This window comes from Streptococcus cameli (assembly GCF_053207365.1).
On record NZ_JBRUIM010000002.1, the window covers coordinates 1 to 20,582 of the forward strand.

Below are 20,582 nucleotides of genomic sequence, written 5' to 3' on the forward strand. Positions count from 1 at the left end.
TTAAAACTTTCATAGTTTTATATAGCGATTTTATTTACTTTTTATACTAACCCCCCCTTATAACAGGCTTCTTTCTTCTATTATATTTTAATCATAACAACGTTAGTAAAAAGACGCAGTTAAGTAAGGCGGTAAGTCAGAAATCTTTGATTTCGTAGACGCACCCCCGTCAGGAATGCTAGGATTCTTTCATTCTATAGAATGAAAAGAATTCAGCAGCCTACGACGCTAACAAGAAAAATCCCGTCATATCAATGTTTATCGTTGGTTGATGGGTCTTTTTTTGTGTTTTTGGGGGCCAAAAAGGGGCAAAATAGATGCTGGTCGACAAACACTCTTCGTTCGGATTGATTGCTTGTTTTTTGATGTCAGAGTGGTATACTATCCATTAGTGATAAATGAAATGAGGTAAACAGATGTTAGAAATTACGTATTTGGATGCTAGTAAATTGAAAAAAACAATTTCTTTTGATTCCTATGAGGAATACCAACGTTCCCAGCAGGCTTGTATGATTGGGATTGCGGATCATTACAAGGTGGTGTCCTTGGTTTATAATGGACATGATTTAGGTTACACTGGAACTTATGGTGATATTTTCTTTTATTTGATGAACAAAGATTTGAGTTCTTTGCAATAAAAAAACGCTTTAGGCGTTTTTTATTTTCTTAGTATTTGAATGAATCGACGGGTAAACATGGCAGTCATGCCCCAGATGGTTTCTTCCAATTCATAGAATGGAAGTACTCGATGAAATCCCTTAAAGCGATACTGCTTTCCATTTGGGATTTTTTCAAAAGGAAAAGATGAATTGGGTTTGAGTTCAACCTCCAATGGATAATAGGTTGGATCTTGTTTCAGAAGCACATTAAGGGGAACTGTGAAAATGCGCTCTACTTCTGTCGTATTGGGTTTTAGTTGTGTAAGATCTGTCTTCTTTAATTCGGCGACAAAACAATGAATGGTTTGCTCCCCATGGTGCAGGTAGTCAATTTCCCCCCAGATATCTAGGTGGTGTGGAGACACCCCCAGCTCTTCACAAGTTTCCCGAATCGCTGCTTCTTGATAAGATTCTCCTTCTTCAACTTGTCCACCAGGAAAAGAGACCTCACCAGGCTGTGAAATATTGTGGCTTCTTACTTGATAAAGCAGGTGCCATTCTCCTTTTATTTGAAGGAGTGGGATTAGGATGCTGTATTGTTTCTTTTCTCCAAGGGAGCGAGGACTATATTTTTGTATTCTTTTTTTTATATTCATCAGTTTTCTCCATGCTTTCCTACTATCTTACAAAAGAAGTTTCCTATCGTCAACTCGGAGATTCTTTGAAAGTCTGAAAGGATTTATTTTATGGTAAAATAAGGTGAGTACATTACAAGGAGAAGTAGCATGTCAGATACAATTCAATTTGGTTACGGCCAAACGATTGCAGAGATTCCTCTAAAACGCTTAAATCGTCATGGAATTATCGCAGGGGCAACAGGAACAGGAAAAACAGTCACTTTAAAAGTCTTAGCGGAGCAACTAAGCGATGCAGGAATTCCTGTCTTCTTATCCGATATAAAGGGAGATTTGACCAGTCTTGCCCAAGAAAATCGGGGAGAAATTTCTCAAGAACGCTTGCAAGCGACTCATTATGACCATTACCAGCCGGCAGCTTACCCAGTTGAATTGTGGGATGTTTTTGGCGAAAATGGAACACCTGTCCGAATGACAATTTCTGAGATGGGACCTGTTTTGTTAACGCGGCTTTTGGGGTTGAATGATACCCAAGAAAGCATTTTGAATATTGTGTTTAGTGTAGCCGATGAGAAAGGACTCTTGCTCCTTGATCTGATGGATTTGCGGGCGATGTTAAACTATGTCGCTGAGCATGCTGCAGAGCTAAGCAAGTATTATGGCAATATTCCAGCTAGATCAGTCGGTGCCATCCTACGTAGTCTGGTTGTTTTGGAACAACAAGGCGCGAAGATTTTCTTTGGAGAGCCTAGTCTAGAAATTGCAGACTTGATGCGGACTACTGGAGATGGTCGCGGTATGATCAATATTTTAAATGCTACTCAGCTCTTCACTCAGCCAACGCTTTATGCAACCGTTCTCTTGTCTTTATTGGCAGAATTATATGAAACATTGCCAGAGGTGGGGGATTTGGATCGACCGAAGATGGTTTTCTTTTTTGATGAAGCCCATCTATTATTTAAGGATGCACCTGCTGTTTTATTAGAAAAAATTGAACTCATTGTCCGTCTCATTCGTTCAAAAGGTGTTGGTGTCTTCTTTGTCACTCAGAATCCAACGGATATTCCTGATGCAGTAGCAGCACAATTGGGCAATCGAGTCCAGCATGGTTTGCGTGCTTTTACGCCAAAAGAATTAAAAACGGTTTCTGTTGTTGCAGATACCTTCCGCCAAGAGTCTGGACAAGATTTGGCCAAGGTTATTCAAGAATTAAAAGTCGGTGAAGCAGTTGTTTCTGTCTTAGGAGTTGACGGGACTCCAACCGTTGCAGATAGGGTCATGATTTATCCACCAAAGAGTTTACTGGGAACGGCAGACCCTAGTCTTGTATTGCAATTGGTAAACGGGTCGAGCTTGGCAGACAAGTATGCCGAGGCCATTGATCGTGAGTCAGCTCATGAAATTATTGCAGCATGGGCCGAAGAAAAAGAAGCTCAGTTACAAGAAAAAGCAGAGCAAGAAGCAGTGGAAAAAGTAGAAGCGGCTGAAAGAAAGGCTGAAAAGAAATCTCAAAGTTCCTCTAGATCACGTTCTACTAGCACTCGGAGAACTGACTCGCCAATGGACCGCTTGACTAAGAATATCATGGGAGCTGTTGGCCGTGAGGCTGGTAGAATGTTGGTACGTGGAATTACGGGTATGCTCAAAGGAAAATAAGTAAAAAAGAAAACTTGGAAGCAAGTTTTCTTTTTAAATAAAAATGTTTACATTTGTAATCAAATTTTGTATAATAGATTCAGAAATAGAGGCGAGGTGGTACTATGGAACAAGAACTATTTTTGGTGGAAGGCATGAGTTGTGCCTCTTGTGCCCGTCGAGTGGAGACAGCGGTAGCTCAATTAGATGGCGTCGAAAACGCCAATGTGAATTTGGCCAGTGAGAAATTAACCGTTCGTTTTGATCCATCAGCGGTACAAGCAACAGATATTATGGATACCGTTAAGAATACGGGGTACACGGTCAGTTTTTTTAGCCGTGAGCAAGAAGAGGTAGCCGTCCAGAAAAAAAAGGAAGCAGTAGATGAGCTATGGGTGCGCTTTAAGTGGTCTGCTTTTTTCACACTTCCGCTTCTTTACATTGCGATGGGCCCCATGTTGCCGTTTGGTGGTCTTCCTTTGCCGGTATGGCTATCACCTAGCCAGCAACCGCTCTATTATGCGTTTGGCCAGTTGCTACTGGTGCTTCCTGTTGTGGTGCTTGGAAAGAGTTTTTATGTAAAAGGATTTAGGACGTTGGTCAAGGGACACCCCAGCATGGATTCTTTGATTGCAGTTGGTACCAGCGCAGCCCTTTTACAGGGGATTTTAATGATTGCCCAACTGTTTTCTGGTAGTGCAGAAATCGTTCATCACCACCCTGAGCTTTATTTTGAATCGGCAGCAGTGATTTTGACCTTGATTACCCTTGGTAAGTACCTTGAACAAGTTTCTAAGGGGAAGACCAACGAAGCCATTCGCAGACTCTTTGATTTGCGGCCCAAAACAGCCCGCTTGCTTCGAAATGATCAAGAAGTCGAAATTCCTGTTGAAGAAATCATGGTTGGAGACAATATCTTGGTCAAACCAGGCGAGAAGATTCCAACTGATGGAGAGATTATCGAGGGTCAAACCAGTGTTGATGAATCCATGTTGACGGGTGAGAGTCTTCCTGTTTCAAAAGCAGTTGGAGATACAGTTGTTGGTGCCTCTATTAACAAACAAGGGGCTATTATCTTACGGGCTAGTCGTGTTGGAGAAGATACGACTCTGTCACAAATCATTCGTCTTGTAGAAGAAGCGCAAAGCTCCAAAGCAGCGATTGCCCGATTAGCGGATACCATTTCTGCAGTTTTTGTACCAGTTGTCATGGGATTGGCTGTTTTAGCTGGCTTGGCTTGGTATATTGTTGGAAATCAATCCGCCTATTTTTCGCTATCCATTGCCATTGCAGTTTTGGTCATTGCTTGTCCTTGTGCACTAGGACTAGCGACTCCAACCGCTATCATGGTGGGAACTGGAAAAGGAGCTGAAAAAGGAATTTTAATTAAGTCTGGTGATGCTTTGGAAGAAGCTCAATCCATTCAGACGCTGGTCTTTGATAAAACAGGTACCATCACACAAGGAAAACCACAAGTAACGGATTTGTTGCCGCTTGATGGGATGGAGTGGACAGAGTTCTTGCGTCTAGCAGCTTCTGCTGAACAAGGGAGTGAGCACCCCTTGGCGGAGGCAATTGTGGCAAGAGCAAAAGAGGAAGGGATCGGTTTGCTAAAACAAACAGGATTTCAAGCTGTTTCTGGTTTTGGACTATCCACACAAGTGGGTGAGCACACTCTTTATCTTGGAAATGCCAAATGGATGGAGAAAAATGGAGTAGATCTAGCAGACACAAACGAAACAGCACAGGCATTTGCGCAAGAAGGCAAGACTCCTATTTTTGTGGCCCGAGATACTCAGTTGTTGGGATTGCTTGCAGTAGCCGATACCCTCAAGGATAGTAGTAAAAAAGCTATTGCTTCCTTGCAAGCCATGGGGCTTAAAACGATTATGCTGACAGGAGATAATCGGTTGACGGCAGAAGCTATCGCTAAAGAAGTTGGAATAGACCAAGTGATTAGTGATGTATTGCCCGAAGAGAAAGTAGCAGTTATCAAACAATTGCAGGAAAAGGGAGAAAAAGTGGCCATGGTGGGAGATGGCATCAATGATGCACCTGCTTTAGCACAGGCCAGTGTTGGGATGGCTATTGGCAATGGAACAGATGTAGCCATCGAATCAGCAACTATTGTCTTGATGGGAAGCCAATTAACCGATGTCGTCACTGCAATTCAATTGTCTCGTGCAACCATGCGGACCATTCGGCAGAACCTTTTTTGGGCCTTTGCCTATAATGTAATTGGTATTCCAATTGCAATGGGACTCCTTTATCTCTTTGGTGGGCCGTTACTAAATCCGATGTTTGCAGCAGCAGCGATGAGTTTGAGCTCCGTTTCTGTTTTGCTAAATGCTCTTCGCTTGAAACAATTTAAGGAAGTTTAAAAGCCAATCAAATGATTGGCTTTTTTGATATAAAACGCTTACAATAAAAGAAAAAGGAAATGGAGAAAGAAGATGACCACATTTATTGGAAAAGAAGTGACCTTGGTTGGACAACGATGGCAAGTAGGAGATATGGCTCCTGATTTTACCTTGATCAATCCAGACTTAGAGAAGCAATCGCTATCTGATTTTTCAGGGAAAAAAGTCATTAGTGTCGTCCCATCGATTGATACGGGAATCTGCTCGACCCAGACGCGTCGTTTTCACCAAGAATTGACTGAAAATGAAGCTGTTACGGTTATTACAGTTTCGGTTGATTTACCATTTGCCCAAGGTCGTTTTTGCGGTGTAGAGGGGCTTGAAAAGGCTCATATCTTATCTGATTATTACGATCATTCTTTTGGGAAAGCCTATGGTTTATTGATGGAAGAATGGCATTTGCTGGCGCGTGCGGTATTGATTTTAGATGAAGACAACCGTATTTTGTATACGGAATACCTTGACAATGTCAACGAACACCCAGACTACGATGCTGTTTTGGATTTTTTAGCCAAGGCATAAAACAGATCCTCTTTTCATGATGAAAAGAGGATTTTTTCTTTTAGATAGTTGGTAGTTCAGTAGCTTCATCGTGGAGACTTGCATACAGAACGGCTTTAATTGTATGCAGGCGGTTTTCAGCTTCTTGGAAAATAAGAGAAGACTGTTGTTGAAAGACCTCATCTGTGATTTCCAGAGCGGGTAAACCAAATTTCTCATAAATTTCTTGGCCGATTTTAGTTTTTGTATCATGAAAAGCTGGTAGACAATGCAAGACAATGATGTCGGGATTTTCAGTTTTTTGCAAGAGATCCTGATTGACTTGGTAGGGTAAGAGCAACTCAATCCGTTGCTGAAAATCAATATTTTCTCCCATGGAAACCCAAACATCTGTATAAAGAGCATCTGCTCCTTTTACTGCAACCGGATCAGATGTGATGGTAATAGTTGCTCCGCTGTTGTGGGCATGGGCGAGCTTTATCACTTCTTTGCTTGGCTGAAGAGAAGCTGGTGCAATGATGGTGATATGGACACCCAAAATAGCAGCCGTGACCAAGAGCGAATTGGCAACGTTATTGCGGCCATCACCGACATAGGCGAGATGCAATCCCTCCAGAGTTCCAAAGTGTTCTTTTAGTGTCATAAAGTCAGCCAGCATCTGGGTAGGGTGCCATTGGTCTGTTAAGCCATTCCAGACTGGGACACCGGCATCTTGTGCGAGTTCTTCTAAGGCATCTTGTGAAAATCCCCGGTATTCAATTCCATCAAACATACTGCCAAGGACCTTGGCAGTATCTGAAACAGATTCTTTCAGTCCTAATTGCATTTCGGAAGCCCCCAGATAGGTTGCCTTTATGCCTAAATCTTGAGCAGCAACTGTGAAGGCAGCTCTGGTTCTTGTAGAAGCTTTTTCAAATAGCAAAGCAATGTTGTATCCATTTAAAACATCGTGTGGTATGCGGTTTTGTTTTAGCTGTTTAAAGTGCAGCGCTAGGTCAATAAGAGCCGTTAATTCTGCTTTTGAAAAATCAATTTCTTTTAAAAATGAGTTAATTTTCATCTATTTCTCCTATTCTTGAATAGATAATTCATAGGCTTCTTGGATCATTTTTTCGATTTCACCTGTATCAAGTAGTTCTTGTAAAATAGTATCAATTTCTTTTTTTAGGGCGGTACTGCCTTTTGGAAGAGCGATGGCATAAGCATCACTACCGCTAGAATCTAGTTCAATCTCCGCAATTGCTAAGTCTGTATTTTTGGCAATATAGCCCTTTGCAATCGGCTCTTCTAGGATAATTGCAGCCAATTTTCCAGATTTGAGCTGGTTGATCATTTCACCTGTTTGGGCAAGAGAAACCAGGTTGGCATCAGGCAACTGATCCTTCACAATACCTTCTTGAATGGAACCTTTTTGAGCACCAACAGAAAGGGAATTAAAGTTCTCTAAACCAGTATAAGAAGAAGTGTCTGATTTTTGAATCACAATGGTATTTTTAGCAGTGTAGTAGGGAATAGAGAAGTCAAACACTTTTTCTCTCTCTTTGGTTACCGAGATACCGGAAATGCCCATTTGGGCTTTGCCAGATTGAACAGTGGTTAGAACGTTGTCAAAGCTCATTTCCGAAAATGTTGCTTCTACACCAAGCTTATCAGCGATGGTCTTGGCCATTTCAACGTCTGAACCCACGATAGTATCTTTTCCATTGACCAGTGTCTTAAAGACAAAGGGGGGAAAGCCGGTTTCAGTGGCAATAACTAATTTCCCAGATTCCTTGACTTGAGCGAGACTCTGGTCTTGGTCTTTGGTTTGTGGTTGACAAGCAGTGAGAAGAAAGAGAACGCAAGCAATGAGAATAGCTGGTATCCATTTTTTTGTATTCATAAGCACCTCCAAAGTGTATAAAAATGATTTAAAATGAATTATAGTGTATAAATATACAATCTGTCAAGAGTTTTTTGCATATTTAATTAAAAAGTTCGTTTTTTAATAAAAAAGGAACAGAAGCAGAATTCAGTCTGTATTTTGTTACAACACTCTGAAAGAATGGTTCGAATACGGTGCTTTCTTTGAATTTATGGCGAAATTTCGTTACAATAGTGATAAGATATTTTTATTCGTGTCATGAGATCAAGTGAGAGTTTGTTAGTAGAAAGCGAGAAAAAATGGCATATATTGAAGTGAAGCAGTCATCAAAGTTTTATGGGACAGGCAGCAATCGAATCGTTGCCAACCAAGATGTGACATTTGAGATTGAAAAAGGAGAGTTGGTGATTATTCTTGGCTCTTCAGGAGCTGGAAAGTCAACGCTCTTAAATATTTTAGGAGGAATGGATACCAATGACGAGGGGCAGGTTGTGATTGATGGAGTGGATATTGCCCAATTCAATTCTCATCAACGAACCAATTACCGCCGAGAGGATGTTGGTTTTGTGTTCCAATTTTATAACTTGGTAGCCAATTTAACGGCTAAGGAAAATGTTGAATTAGCTTCTGAAATCGTAAAAGATGCGCTGGATCCGGTTGAAGTATTAAAAGAAGTTGGCTTAGAAGACAGATTAAATAATTTTCCAGCTCAGCTATCTGGTGGCGAACAACAGCGGGTAGCCATTGCGCGTGCTGTTGCCAAAAATCCCAAAATTTTATTGTGTGATGAACCAACGGGGGCCCTAGATTACCAGACTGGGAAGCAGGTGCTTCAGATTTTACAAAATCGGACACGAGAAAAAGGGACAACCGTTATTATTGTGACCCATAATACTGCCTTGGCGCCGATTGCAGATCGAGTGATCCGAATGAGGGACGCCAAAGTTCAATCGGTTGATCTAAATCCTCAGCCACAAGAGATTGCGACCTTAGAATACTAGAGGTGGTGTATGAAAAAGAAAATCTATTGGAAAGACATACTGAATTCCTTTCAAACATCAAAGGGCCGCTTTTTCTCTATTTTTAGTTTGATGATGATTGGGGCGATAGCCTTAGTTGGTTTAAAAGTGACCACTCCTAATATGGAAAGAACTGCCCAATCCTTTATTGAAAAGCAGCGCCTGTTTGACTTAGCTGTAATGGGCAATTATGGAATTGATCAAGACGATGTCGCTGAGTTGGATGGAATTAACGGTGCCCAGGTAGAATATGGGTACTTGGCAGACCGGACGTTAGTAGATTCTAAAAAAGCGATTCGAATCTTTTCAAATACAAATCGGATTTCGAAATTTCAATTGTTAAAAGGAGCCTATCCTCAGGCGGCAAATGAAATTGCCTTGGACCAAGAGTTGCAGCAATCTTATCAAATTGGCGATAAGATTTCCTTCACAAAAGATGCAGATAGCCCATTGACAGGAGATACTTTTACAATTACTGGATTTGTCTCTTCATCTGAAATTTGGAACACAGGAACGATGGGCCTATCAACAGCTGGCAGTGGGGAATTAACAGCCTATGCGATTACTTCTGAAAAGGCATTTGATTCAGATGTCTATATGATTGCCCGAATTCTGTATCAAGATTTGGCGGCCTTTAGCTACCAAGATAAGACTTATCAGAAAAAGATTGAACAGTATCAGAAGGAATTAGAAGCCCTTGTTGCAGACAATGACGAAAATCGATTTTCACATCTCAAACAAACTGCACAAGCTGAAATTGATAAAGGTCAGTTGAAAATAGCTCAGGCAGAAAGTGAGCTAAAAGATGCCAAACAAAGATTAGCGGATGCTGAAACGGAAGTTGAAGCAGGTAGAACCGCGTTGGCAAACGCTAAAAATAAGGTAACAAGTGGTGAAGATTCATTAGCAAATACCTTGGAAAGCTTAAAGCAGGCCAAAAAAGGCTTGGATGAAACAGCCAGTCGATTAGAAGGAACGCGTCAACAGTTAAAAAATAGTCAGGCTGTTTTAAATCAACAAAAATCTGAATTAAGTGCTTTAAAAAACCAGTTAATCAGTACAAAGACTGCTTTAGATGCTAAAAAGAGAGAATTAGCAGAAAGTGAGCAACGTATTGCAACTAGTCGTTCACAGCTACAATTTGACCAAGCAAATTTACAGGCTAAAATTGATGAGGCAGTGGCAGCAGGCAAGGATCCAGACACCATTGATGAAATCATTGAGCTGAAAGCTGTTATTCAAGATAAGGAAGCTCAATTATATTTAGCTGAACAAGCCTTAGAAGTGAGTCGAGTCCAGTATCAAGACTCTCTTGCTCAATATGAAGCCTCATCAGCCCAGTACCAGCAAGGAGAAAGTCAATACCAGGCTGGTTTGAGTCAATTTAAAACTGCCAAAACTCAATACGATAATGGGTTAGAACAGTATCAAGCAGGTCTTGCTAGTTATGAGGAGGGGATGACTCAATACAAAAAAGGCCGTCACCATCTCAAATCATCGAAAAAAGAAATCAGATCAAAGGAAGCGTCCTTAGCATCAGCAGATTCTGAACTAGGCTCTTCTAAAAAACGGTATAACAAAGAGGCAGAAGCAGCTCAAAAGGATATTGCAGCAGCTCAAAAAAAACTCATAGAAGCCCAAGATGAGTTAAATCGCCTAGCTAAGCCTTCTTATAGAGTTTATACTAGGTCGACCTTACCTGGGGGTGGTGGCTATGATACCTATGTAAATGCGACAAAGAGTATTTCGTCGGTTGGTGATATTTTCCCAGTAGTCTTGTACCTAGTAGCGGCGCTAGTCACCTTTACAACCATGACCCGCTTTGTCGATGAGGAACGTAATAATGCGGGAATTTTAAAGGCTTTAGGCTATGAGAACAAGGCGATTATCCAAAAATTTGTTTTGTATGGCTTGGTAGCAAGTTTCCTTGGAACACTTGTTGGGATTTTAGCTGGGAATTTTATCTTGTCACCAGTTATCAGTGACATTATTACAAGCAATACTGTTATTGGAGATGCCAGACGCTACTTTTATCCTTCATGGACTGCTTTAGCATTTGTCCTAGCCTTTTTATCAGCTGTCTTACCAGCTTATCTTGTAGCTAGAAAAGAGTTAACAGAAGAAGCTGCCTATCTCTTACAGGCAAAACCGCCAGTTTCTGGATCGTCCATTCTTTTGGAAAAAATATCTTTTTTATGGAACCGCATGAGTTTTACCCACAAGGTAACTGCCCGCAACATTTTCCGCTACAAACAGCGGATGTTGATGACTATTTTCGGTGTCGCTGGTTCTGTGGCTCTTCTCTTTGCAGGTTTGGGTATTCAATCATCAATCTCTGGAATTGTGGATCGTCAATTTGGGGACATCACTCGCTATGATATGATGGTTCTTGAGGATACGGCAGCTAAGAAAGAGGATCGGACAGCTTTGATGGTCTCTTTAAAAAATCCAAAGATCCAGTCGAGCAAGACCATCGAATGGGTCAATGTGACGGAGAGGATTAAGGGAGTACCTGATAAGCAGGATATCAGTCTTCTTGTTTTGGAAGATGCAGATATCAGAGAATTTATTCAGTTGCAAACCCGAAAAGGAGAGTCCTTGTCCTTAACAGATAAAGGAGTGATTCTTTCGGAAAAACTAGCCTCCCTTTATGGTGTAGCTGTTGGTGATAAGCTGGAGATGACTATCCATGAGAAAACTGTGTCACTGACTGTCTCAGGAGTTAGTGAGATGTATGCAGGACATTTTGTCTACATGACTGCTGCTTATTACAAAAAAGTGATGGGGGAAGGGGCAGAAAACAATGCCCATTTGTTGGTGTTGAAGAAATCCACCGATGACTCTATACGCTCTGTGGCAGCAGACTTTTTGAAAATGAAGGGTGTTGCCAATGTAGTTCAGAACACGGCCAACAAAGCAGCGATTACGACGATAGCAGATTCACTCCAGTCGGTCATGATCATTCTAATTGTGCTCTCGGTACTCTTAGGCGTAGTCATTCTCTACAATTTAACCAATATCAATGTAGCAGAGCGAATTCGGGAATTGTCCACAATTAAGGTTCTAGGCTTCCACAACAAGGAAGTGACCCTCTATATTTACCGTGAAACCATTGTCCTATCCTTGGTTGGTATTCTAACCGGCTTGATTGGGGGGCTCTACTTGCACCGTTTGATTTTGACCATGATTGGAACGGATTCTCTGCAATTTGACCCAGTTGTACCACTTTACGTTTACTTGATTCCGATTTTGGCCATAACAGGTATCTTGGCGGTATTGGGTTGGTTAGTCAATCACCGTTTGCGGCATGTAGATATGTTAGAAGCCTTAAAATCAGTTGAATAAGAAAAAGTTAGTCAGAAAGCCTGGCTAACTTTTTTTGTCTCTTTTTAAAAAAATTAAACAAATATTTAACAAACATAAAACAAACAGTTGACAAAACAAAAATATTTGATAAAATAATATTAAACAAATATTTAATTTAAATAAAATAGGAGATGAAATATGAAACGCATACTTGGAAATAAATTGTTTATGGCGAGCTTTGTCTCAGATATGTTGTCAAATTTTGGAGATGTCTTGTATTACTTTGCATTGATGAATTACGTCTTGCTCTTACCGGATGCCAAACTGGCTATTTCTTTGGTGATCTTATCCGAAACCTTGCCATATTTGACCATGATTTTCATGGGCATGTGGGGGGATAAAACCAAGAACAAGGTGGATACCATCTTGGCCACCCAATTCTTTCGTGTCGGTCTGTATGTTCTGGTTGGTTTGGCCATGGGCTTTCCGCCAGCCCTTTGGATTGTGGTTGTTGCTGTCATTGCAAATCTACTTTCTGACTTGGCGGGTCAGTACGAAAATGCACTTTATACACCCCTTAGCTTGCGGGTTGTGCCAGATGAAGATAGGGAGACCATGTACGCCTTTCGTCAGGCAACCCGGTCCGTACTGCAAATTATCTTTCAATCCAGCGGCGCCCTTTTGATCACAATCATGACTTACCAGCAGTTAGCGTTTGTGAATGCGGGAACCTTCTTAGGAGCAGGTTTGATCATGTTGGTACTGCGTCCAGCCTTTCAAAAGCTCTTGAAGGAAAGGCCAATTGAAGTGACTCAACACTCAGAGAGTCAAGAAGCAGCCCGCCATTTCTTTGCCAATTCTTGGCAATCGCTGAAAGAGTCTTATCAGGTGATGAAAAACTTGCACTTGTTGCAAACATCTATTGTGACCATTGCTTGTCTGAATGCGGTCTTTGTGGCTGTAGGAAGTCTCTTGGTCTTAACGATGAAGGACCATCCGTCTTTTGTCCTTGTCAATCCAGCCACCACCTTGGCTACCTTTAGTATCATGCAGTTGTTGGGAAATGTAGTTGGAAGTGTTCTAGGGACCACCCTCTTTAAGACCGTAAGCTTTGAGACACTTTTGAAATGGTCGACACTGATGCCTGTCTTGATGTTTACAGGATTCTTCTTACACAATACCTATATAGTTTTTCTGGTCATTTTTGCAACAACCGTAACCGTTGGAATCTTTAATCCAAAATTGCAAGCCTACGTTGTTCGCTCTATTCCTGAGGAGCGCTTAGCAACGGTAGGAGCAGGCATTGATACCTTCTGTACATTTGGAATGGTCGGAGCTCAGTTTATCTTGTCCGGCTTGGTGTTAGTCCTTTCTTCTAATATGATTTCGCTTCTTTTCTTGGCCCTGTCCCTGCTTCTTTTTGGGGTTACCATTAAAAATAGCCTGAAAAAAGCAGAGCCCGTTCAAGTTGCTGAGATCCCTTTGGATCAGGTTTAATCTGTCAATGGTTTACAGACGGCAGGCATTTTGATAAGATGGGAATAAGAATGTCTAGAAAAGGAGTAGCAGATGGCGGTACACTATTCAGCTGTTGCCAGCGAAATCATGGAGCAGTGTTTCATCCCGAGTTTCCTTGCCTCTAAAGCAGAAGGAGAGTGGGATTTTTCCAATAAGGAACGGGAAATCCTAGGGGATGTTCTACCGATTATGGAAGAGTTGCGGGACTTGTTCATGCCCTATGAAGAAAAAATCAAGTCCTATCATTTGATGGGGTACGGCTTGACCCTTTTGCAGTGTGCCTATTTGACTCTTATGGACGAGGGGAAAGCTCCTCAAACGATGGAGGAAGTTCATGAGGGATGCTTAAGGTTTTCTGCGGAAACCATCCAGGAATTGTTACGGGATTTGGTCAATACTGAAATTGAACACATGAGTAAGGATGCCGACTTTTGGGAACGATTAGATCAATCCTCTATGAAAGCTGAAACCAAGTGGTACATGAGCCAGTTCTATCGCAACCCTCTGGCTTCCATGAAAGAACTAGTAGACTTATCTCGCGAGTTAGTAGAGCTATATCAACCCTATTTAGAAAAAGGACGGGCAGAACGCCAAGCCTATGCAGAGCATTTTTCATTAGAAGAATTTTTGACGACTTCCAACTATTTTTCACAATATAGTACAGGTGTTTTTCCAGAAAATGATTACCATCTCTACTTGGTCAGTCCCTGGTTAATCCGCTTTGCGTCTTACAACAATACTGATGGGACCGGTTACTTCATCGTTTCCTGTCGCGTAGACCTGCTTTTAGAATCTCATCAAGAATTAGATGTGGACACCTTTACCACGACCATCAAGGTCATGAGTGATGCGACCCGTTACAATGTCTTGGTGGAATTGACTAAACCCCATGCAAAGAGCAAGGATATTGCAGAGGCTTTGAATATTACAGGAGCGGCTGTGTCTTTTCATACCCAAAAATTGATCAATGCCCAGCTTTTGGTCATTAACCGCAAGGACAAGGACATCAAGTACAATGTCAACAAGGCATTACTGAGGGAGGTCATTGCCAAATTGCAGAGTGATTTCGCCTTAGAGGAGAAGGAATGAAAACCATCAACGCCTTCCAATTAAAATGCATTGCCATTGTAGCTATGCTGATCAACCATATCGGCCATGCCTTTGAGCACCAATACCTGCATCCTCTTTGGCAGTTTTTCTATCTTTTTATTGGGCTCTTAACGTTTCCGATCATGGCTTACTTACTGGTGGAGGGTTTTTATTACACCAAAAACCGTCTCCATTATCTTGGGAGACTGGCCTTGTTTTGGGTGGTATCCATTTTGCCCTTTCATTATGCTTTAAATAGTGAAAAGGTGGCTATCAATCCCGTCAACAATATCTTTTTTACCTTGATGATGGGCTTACTGCTACTGATGCTGTGTGAAAAGTTACCAGACCCAACGGGGCACATTTTACTTTGTTTGCTTTTTATCCTCTTGACCCTTGTCTCAGATTGGAATGTTTTTGGCATCCCTCTAATTTTCTCCTTTTATAAAAATAGGGGCTATTCAAAGGGGATCAACCGCACCATTTTTCTGCTCATGCTCTTTATGATGTTGCTTTCCTACCCCAGTCAATTTGTTCTAACATCACCAGATACCATTCGGTTTTTTAGTCGCTTGGGCCTGCTTTTGCTTATTCCTTTATTTTCCCACTACAAGGGGGAGAGAGGCTATTCGCCAAGCTGGGTCAAATGGGGTTTTTACCTCTTTTATCCCTTGCACCTTCTGGTTTTGTTTGCAATCCGCTATTACATTTTTGGCTACTAAGAGTAGCCTTTTTTTGTGGTATAATGAAAAGAAAAAGAAAGAAGAAGAGGGAGAGGAATGAAGGATTACAAGCTGGTATTTGATGGTCGTAGAAAACAGTTGACCAAAAAAGGGGAGAAAGCTGTGCAACTAGCCAACTCCTTGATTACAAAAGCCATGTATGCTCTCTATCCTGCCTTATTGGTATACCTAGCTTGGAGTCAATCAGGAATACTGTGGAAATACATGGTGATACCAGCTCTCTTTTTTGGACTGGTAACCGCCATGCGAAAAATTCGAAACAAGCCCCGTCCTTATGAAACTTGGCAGATTGAGCCTTTTTTGAAAAAAGAAAAAAAAGGCCAATCGATGCCTAGTCGTCATGTCTTTTCTGCAACCATGATTGCCATGTGCTTTCTCAGCCTCCATACATCAGTTGGCCTTTTCTTTCTCGCCCTATCCGCTCTCCTGGCCGTTTGTCGTGTCTTAGGTGGTGTCCATTATCCCAGCGATGTGGCAGCTGGTTTTTCCATTGCGGTGGTTGCGGGCCTGCTCTTTTTTTTGTAACCTCTTACGGTCAGCTCCTAGAAAGGGATGTGCTATAATAGAACTATGAAAAACAAATTATTACTGATTGACGGGTCTTCCGTTGCCTTTCGTGCTTTCTTTGCACTTTATAACCAGATTGATCGTTTCAAGAGCCCGAGTGGTCTACATACCAATGCCATTTATGGTTTTCAGCTCATGCTGAGCCACTTGTTGGAACGGGTACAACCGACTCATGTGTTAATTGCCTTTGATGCAGGGAAAACAACCTTTCGGACAGACTTGTTTGCGGATTACAAGGCCGGTCGTGCCAAAACACCCGATGAATTTCGGGAGCAATTGCCCTTTATTCGGGAAATGTTGGATGCCATGGGGATTAAGCACTACCAGTTGGCCCAGTATGAGGCGGATGATATTATCGGTACCTTAGACAAGATGGCCGAAACAACGGAAGTGCCCTATGATGTTGTGATTGTCAGCGGTGACAAGGATTTGATTCAGTTGACCGATGAAAATACGGTTGTTGAAATCTCCAAAAAAGGTGTGGCTGAATTCGAAGCCTTCACCCCAGATTATTTGATGGAAAAAATGGGCATCACCCCAACCCAATTTATTGACCTCAAAGCCCTTATGGGAGACAAGTCAGACAATATTCCAGGAGTGACCAAAATTGGGGAAAAAACAGGTCTCAAATTGCTGGCAGAATACGGCAGTTTAGAAGGGATTTATGACAACTTGGATAATATGAAGGCTTCCAAGATGAAGGAAAATCTGATCAATGACCAGGAACAAGCCTTCTTATCCCGTACACTAGCAACCATCAATACCAATTCTCCCATCGAAATTGGCTTAGACGATGTAACATATGCTGGACCTGATGTAGTCAAGCTGGGTCAATTTTATGATGAAATGGGCTTCAAGCAGTTGCGGGCCCAATTGGGACAGGTGGCAGAAGAAGCCCCATCAAACATTGAATTTCAAGTGGTGACCCAGATTAGTGATAACATGCTTCAAGCAGATGATTTCTTTTATTTTGAAATTCTGGGAGACAATTACCATAAGGAAGAGATGGTTGGTTTTGCTTGGGGCCGTCCAGGAACCATCTATGTTGCGAACCCAAGACTATTGGAAGATCCACTTTTGAAAGATTTTCTAGAGAACAACCCGATTCAGACTTATGACATCAAACGCAGCAAAGTGCTCCTTTCTCGCTTAGGGATTGACTTGTTACCAGCCAGCTTTGATGCCCGTTTGGCTAAGTACCTCCTATCGACCGTTGAAGACAATGAATTGGCTACCATTGCCCACCTCTTTGGGAAAACCAATTTGCCGGCCGATGAATTGGTATACGGTAAGGGCGCAAAATTAGCTCTGCCTGAAGAAAAGATTTTGTTTGAGCATTTGGCACGGAAGATTCAAGTCCTACTGGAGACCAAGTCTCCTATGTTGGAACAATTAGCTGAGCACCAGCAACTGGATCTCTTGTTTGAGATGGAATTGCCGCTGGCTCATGTGTTGGCCAAGATGGAAATTGCAGGAATCCAAGTAGAAGCCAGCACCCTTAAGGAAATGGAAGTTGAAAACGAAGCCTTATTGGCAGATTTGACGAAGGAAATCTATGCCTTGGCCGGTCAGGAATTCAATATCAATTCTCCCAAACAATTAGGAACCATTCTCTTTGAAGACATGGGCTTGCCACTGGAATACACGAAAAAAACCAAGACGGGGTATTCAACGGCAGTTGACGTCTTGGAACGGTTGGCTCCGATTGCCCCGATTGTGTCAAAAATTTTGGAATACCGCCAAATCAGTAAACTGCAGTCAACCTATGTCATCGGTCTACAGGATGCGATTATGGCAGATGGAAAAATCCATACCCGCTATGTGCAAGACTTGACACAAACTGGCCGCCTCTCCAGTACGGATCCCAACCTGCAAAATATTCCAGTACGTTTGGAGCAGGGACGCCTGATTCGCAAGGCTTTTGTTCCGTCTTTGGGAAATGCCTCCTTTGTGGCATCGGATTACTCCCAAATCGAGCTCCGGGTGTTGGCCCATATTTCACAGGATGAGCATTTGATTGCGGCCTTTGAAAAAGGGGAAGACATTCACACGGCAACAGCCATGCGGGTCTTTGGGATTGAAAAGGCAGAGGATGTGACCCCGAATGATCGCCGCAATGCCAAGGCCGTGAACTTTGGAGTTGTTTATGGGATTTCGGATTTTGGCCTGTCTAATAATTTGGGCATTACCCGAAAGGCAGCCAAACAGTATATCGATACCTATTTTGAACGCTTTCCTGGTATCAAGAACTATATGGAAGAAGTGGTGCGTGAAGCCAAGGACAAGGGGTATGTGGAGACTATTTACCGCCGCCGCAGAGAGTTGCCAGATATCAATTCTCGCAATTTCAATGTTCGGAACTTTGCCGAGCGAACAGCCATTAACTCACCGATCCAGGGTTCTGCTGCTGATATTCTAAAAGTCGCGATGATCAATCTGGACCGTGCCTTAACAGAAAAGAATTTGCAAGCGCGCATGTTGTTGCAAGTGCACGATGAGATTGTCTTGGAAGTGCCAAATGAAGAATTGGAAACTGTCCAAGTCTTGGTCAAGGACATTATGGAAGCTGCCATAGACTTATCAGTCCCTCTTCTGGCTGAAGAAAGCAGTGGCCAAACCTGGTATGAAGCCAAATAAATTTGTTGTGAAAGAGTTTAGGATTTTTTAAGGTAAGGCCTGTATACTAATCTTATTCTTTTTCATAACCTCCTTGAAAACACCGATTCGTTTGAGTCGGTGTTTTCTATTGGACAAGAAAACAGCTGGACAAGGTCCAGCTGTTTTTGAAAAGGAAGAAGTTAGTTGGAATAAGCAATCTCAGGGGTAGGCAGCGAAAAAGCCTTCCAGATCTGCTTGGTCTACCATGCCGACATTTGGAATGTGTTGGACTTGCCTTCTATTTTTGAAGTGCCCGAGATAGGCAGCCGTTCTGATGTTGTACTTGCGGGCAAACTTTTTGTAGGCGACTGCATCAATTCCCTTAGTATTTAGATAGTAAACCGGTTTTGGAGCGTCAGCTAATCTTTCGATTCCAAGCTGTGTGTGAACATGTTCGGGGCGACCAATGAAGAGATAGAGTTCTTCTTTGGCCTTAATTTTAGCTTTGACCTCCTCTAGTGTGATGTCTTCTAAGCTCCAGCTGCTATCAGCCTGTATGAAAGAAAGTGGTGCAACAAGAGCCAGACAAAGTGTCAACAACAAGATGATACGTTTCATAATAACCTCCTACTCTGTTATTCGGAAAAAGGATTGGAAAAGAAAGGGAAATATGGTATAGTAAAGAAAAAGAGGAGGAATTCCATGACCTATTCATTTCAAAATCCAAGTCAAGAGCGCATTTATGAAATGTTGCAGACGGCAAAAACCATTGCGGTAGTCGGTTTGTCCAATCGAGAAGAAACAGCTGCCTTTCGTGTATCTCGCTACATGCAGGAGGCTGGATATGCCATTATTCCAGTCAATCCAAAATTAGCTGGGCAGAAGATTTTAGGGGAGAAGGTATATGCCTCTCTGCAAGAAGTACCTGTTCATGTAGACATTGTGGATGTCTTCAGACGCAGTGAATTTCTAGCAGATGTAGCGCGCGACATGATTGAAACCGATGCCGGTATTTTTTGGGCCCAACTAGGTCTGGAAAGTCAAGAAGCAGAAGAGATTTTACGTGCAGCAGGTCGCAATGACATTGTCATGAACAAATGCATCAAGATTGAACACGCAGAAATGATTGAAAAAAACTAGTTGAGATTCTCAACTAGTTTTTCTTATGTTTGTGGGGGATCTTGGTTTTTCAAAAATTGCAAGTAAGCTTCCTTTTCAGCTTCTACAAAGACCTTTATATCTTTATAGAAATGGATTTGGGCTGCGGTGTAATAAGGAATGACATAAATCCCTGCCATACCAAAGGTGAAATTAGAGAGGAGAAACCAACCGAGGAAGGTTAAATCAAGCGCAAATCGTTGTCCCTTATAGCCTCTCATCATATAACGGCTTTCTTTGATGATGGCATTGGCGCCAGCGTACTGTCCATTTTCTAACTGATCAAACAATAACAATTCAACTTGTGAATAGGCATAATAATTTGGGAAATAGAGAGCTAGACCACCAATGATAAGAATCAGACCGAAAAAGAAAAGCAGGACAATAGTGAGCGCGATATCCTCAGGTATTGTTGCCGCTACGCCTCCCGTCTCAGAGACAAAAGCGATAGCCATAAACAATCCGCTGTAAAATAATACCAAACCAAAAATCATCAGACTTGCCCAAAGCAGAAGATAAACTTGTTTCAGTAAAACTGTCCGAAAGATTTTTCCAAAATGCTGTGAGGAGAAGAGTTCTAAACTACTTTTAGCGCCAACTCTGTCTTGTTTTCCTTGGATAAATTGAAAGAGACTCATCAAGAGAGACAGGGACATAAAGCCAATCAGCACCTGGAAAAAGAATTGAAAACTAAGATAAGATCCCCCGTAGCGAAGCAAGGCTTCCTCATCGTTCAACATGGCCGTGATAGCTGTTGGATTTTGCATAGCAGATTGAAAGAGCGTTACAAAAATAGTTAAGGCAACTGGAATAATGGCTACAAAAAGCATGCCAGGATTGGTAAGAATGGTTTGACGTGCCTTGGCACGAATCTGACTAAGTGAAAACATAGAATCCTCCTTCAGATAGTGTAGCACAAAATATCTCTTT

17 protein-coding genes are annotated in these 20,582 nt (G+C 42.0%); 12 read left to right on the forward strand and 5 right to left on the reverse strand.

Features of this window, described 5'->3' with window-relative positions; translation table 11 throughout:
• The first annotated feature begins 416 nt into the window (after positions 1-416).
• Positions 417-638 (forward strand): DUF4649 family protein, encoded by a 222-nt coding sequence (locus tag ACVR1I_RS05460; protein WP_447443021.1) that lies wholly within the window; start codon positions 417-419, stop codon positions 636-638.
• A gap of 20 nt (positions 639-658) precedes the next feature.
• On the opposite strand, the gene ACVR1I_RS05465 is transcribed toward ACVR1I_RS05460, so the two are convergent.
• Complete coding sequence (locus tag ACVR1I_RS05465; protein ID WP_447443256.1) at positions 659-1,249, reverse strand: NUDIX hydrolase; 591 nt, start codon at positions 1,247-1,249, stop codon at positions 659-661.
• 135 nt (positions 1,250-1,384) lie between these two features.
• On the opposite strand from ACVR1I_RS05465, the gene ACVR1I_RS05470 reads away from it, so the two are divergent.
• From ACVR1I_RS05470 to tpx, 3 genes are all read left to right on the forward strand, one after another.
• On the forward strand, positions 1,385-2,890 hold the full coding sequence (locus ACVR1I_RS05470; protein ID WP_447443022.1) for a helicase HerA-like domain-containing protein: 1,506 nt from the start codon (positions 1,385-1,387) through the stop codon (positions 2,888-2,890).
• 104 nt (positions 2,891-2,994) lie between these two features.
• On the forward strand, positions 2,995-5,250 hold the full coding sequence (locus tag ACVR1I_RS05475) for a heavy metal translocating P-type ATPase (RefSeq protein ID WP_447443023.1): 2,256 nt from the start codon (positions 2,995-2,997) through the stop codon (positions 5,248-5,250).
• A 72-nt stretch (positions 5,251-5,322) separates the two neighbouring features.
• Positions 5,323-5,811, forward strand: coding sequence for a thiol peroxidase (tpx, locus tag ACVR1I_RS05480; RefSeq protein WP_447443024.1), 489 nt, complete (start codon positions 5,323-5,325; stop codon positions 5,809-5,811).
• Between the two features lie 40 nt (positions 5,812-5,851).
• On the opposite strand, the gene argF is transcribed toward tpx, so the two are convergent.
• On the reverse strand, positions 5,852-6,850 hold the full coding sequence (gene argF, locus ACVR1I_RS05485; RefSeq protein WP_447443025.1) for an ornithine carbamoyltransferase: 999 nt from the start codon (positions 6,848-6,850) through the stop codon (positions 5,852-5,854).
• 9 nt (positions 6,851-6,859) lie between these two features.
• The gene (locus ACVR1I_RS05490) at positions 6,860-7,672 is read right to left on the reverse strand and encodes a transporter substrate-binding domain-containing protein (RefSeq protein WP_447443026.1); all 813 of its coding nucleotides are present in this window, start codon (positions 7,670-7,672) and stop codon (positions 6,860-6,862) included.
• 281 nt (positions 7,673-7,953) lie between these two features.
• On the opposite strand from ACVR1I_RS05490, the gene ACVR1I_RS05495 reads away from it, so the two are divergent.
• From ACVR1I_RS05495 to polA, 7 genes are all read left to right on the forward strand, one after another.
• Positions 7,954-8,655, forward strand: coding sequence for an ABC transporter ATP-binding protein (locus tag ACVR1I_RS05495; RefSeq protein ID WP_447443027.1), 702 nt, complete (start codon positions 7,954-7,956; stop codon positions 8,653-8,655).
• A gap of 9 nt (positions 8,656-8,664) precedes the next feature.
• Positions 8,665-12,018 carry an ABC transporter permease gene (locus ACVR1I_RS05500; protein ID WP_447443028.1) on the forward strand — a complete coding sequence of 1,118 codons (3,354 nt, stop codon included), beginning with the start codon at positions 8,665-8,667 and terminating at the stop codon, positions 12,016-12,018.
• A gap of 159 nt (positions 12,019-12,177) precedes the next feature.
• Complete coding sequence (locus tag ACVR1I_RS05505; RefSeq protein ID WP_447443029.1) at positions 12,178-13,476, forward strand: MFS transporter; 1,299 nt, start codon at positions 12,178-12,180, stop codon at positions 13,474-13,476.
• A gap of 72 nt (positions 13,477-13,548) precedes the next feature.
• A complete protein-coding gene (locus ACVR1I_RS05510; protein WP_447443030.1) occupies positions 13,549-14,586 on the forward strand; it encodes an ArsR/SmtB family transcription factor in 1,038 nt (345 codons plus the stop codon).
• A complete protein-coding gene (locus ACVR1I_RS05515) occupies positions 14,583-15,308 on the forward strand; it encodes a TraX family protein (RefSeq protein ID WP_447443031.1) in 726 nt (241 codons plus the stop codon). Before ACVR1I_RS05510 ends, ACVR1I_RS05515 begins: the two co-directional genes overlap by 4 nt.
• 57 nt (positions 15,309-15,365) lie before the next feature.
• Positions 15,366-15,854: a phosphatase PAP2 family protein gene (locus ACVR1I_RS05520; protein WP_447443032.1), complete on the forward strand. Its 489-nt coding sequence runs from the start codon at positions 15,366-15,368 to the stop codon at positions 15,852-15,854.
• Between the two features lie 45 nt (positions 15,855-15,899).
• Positions 15,900-18,533 (forward strand): DNA polymerase I, encoded by a 2,634-nt coding sequence (gene polA / locus ACVR1I_RS05525; RefSeq protein ID WP_447443033.1) that lies wholly within the window; start codon positions 15,900-15,902, stop codon positions 18,531-18,533.
• Positions 18,534-18,713: 180 nt separating this feature from the next.
• Here polA and ACVR1I_RS05530 read toward each other — a convergent pair whose 3' ends face one another.
• Positions 18,714-19,112, reverse strand: coding sequence for a DUF6568 family protein (locus tag ACVR1I_RS05530; protein ID WP_447443034.1), 399 nt, complete (start codon positions 19,110-19,112; stop codon positions 18,714-18,716).
• A gap of 84 nt (positions 19,113-19,196) precedes the next feature.
• Here ACVR1I_RS05530 and ACVR1I_RS05535 point away from each other — a divergent pair, with 84 nt between their 5' ends.
• Positions 19,197-19,634, forward strand: coding sequence for a CoA-binding protein (locus ACVR1I_RS05535; RefSeq protein WP_447443035.1), 438 nt, complete (start codon positions 19,197-19,199; stop codon positions 19,632-19,634).
• A 23-nt stretch (positions 19,635-19,657) separates the two neighbouring features.
• Here the strand turns inward: ACVR1I_RS05535 and ACVR1I_RS05540 are convergent, their stop codons facing one another.
• Positions 19,658-20,542: a DUF975 family protein gene (locus ACVR1I_RS05540; RefSeq protein ID WP_447443036.1), complete on the reverse strand. Its 885-nt coding sequence runs from the start codon at positions 20,540-20,542 to the stop codon at positions 19,658-19,660.
• Between the last annotated feature and the right edge of the window lie 40 nt (positions 20,543-20,582).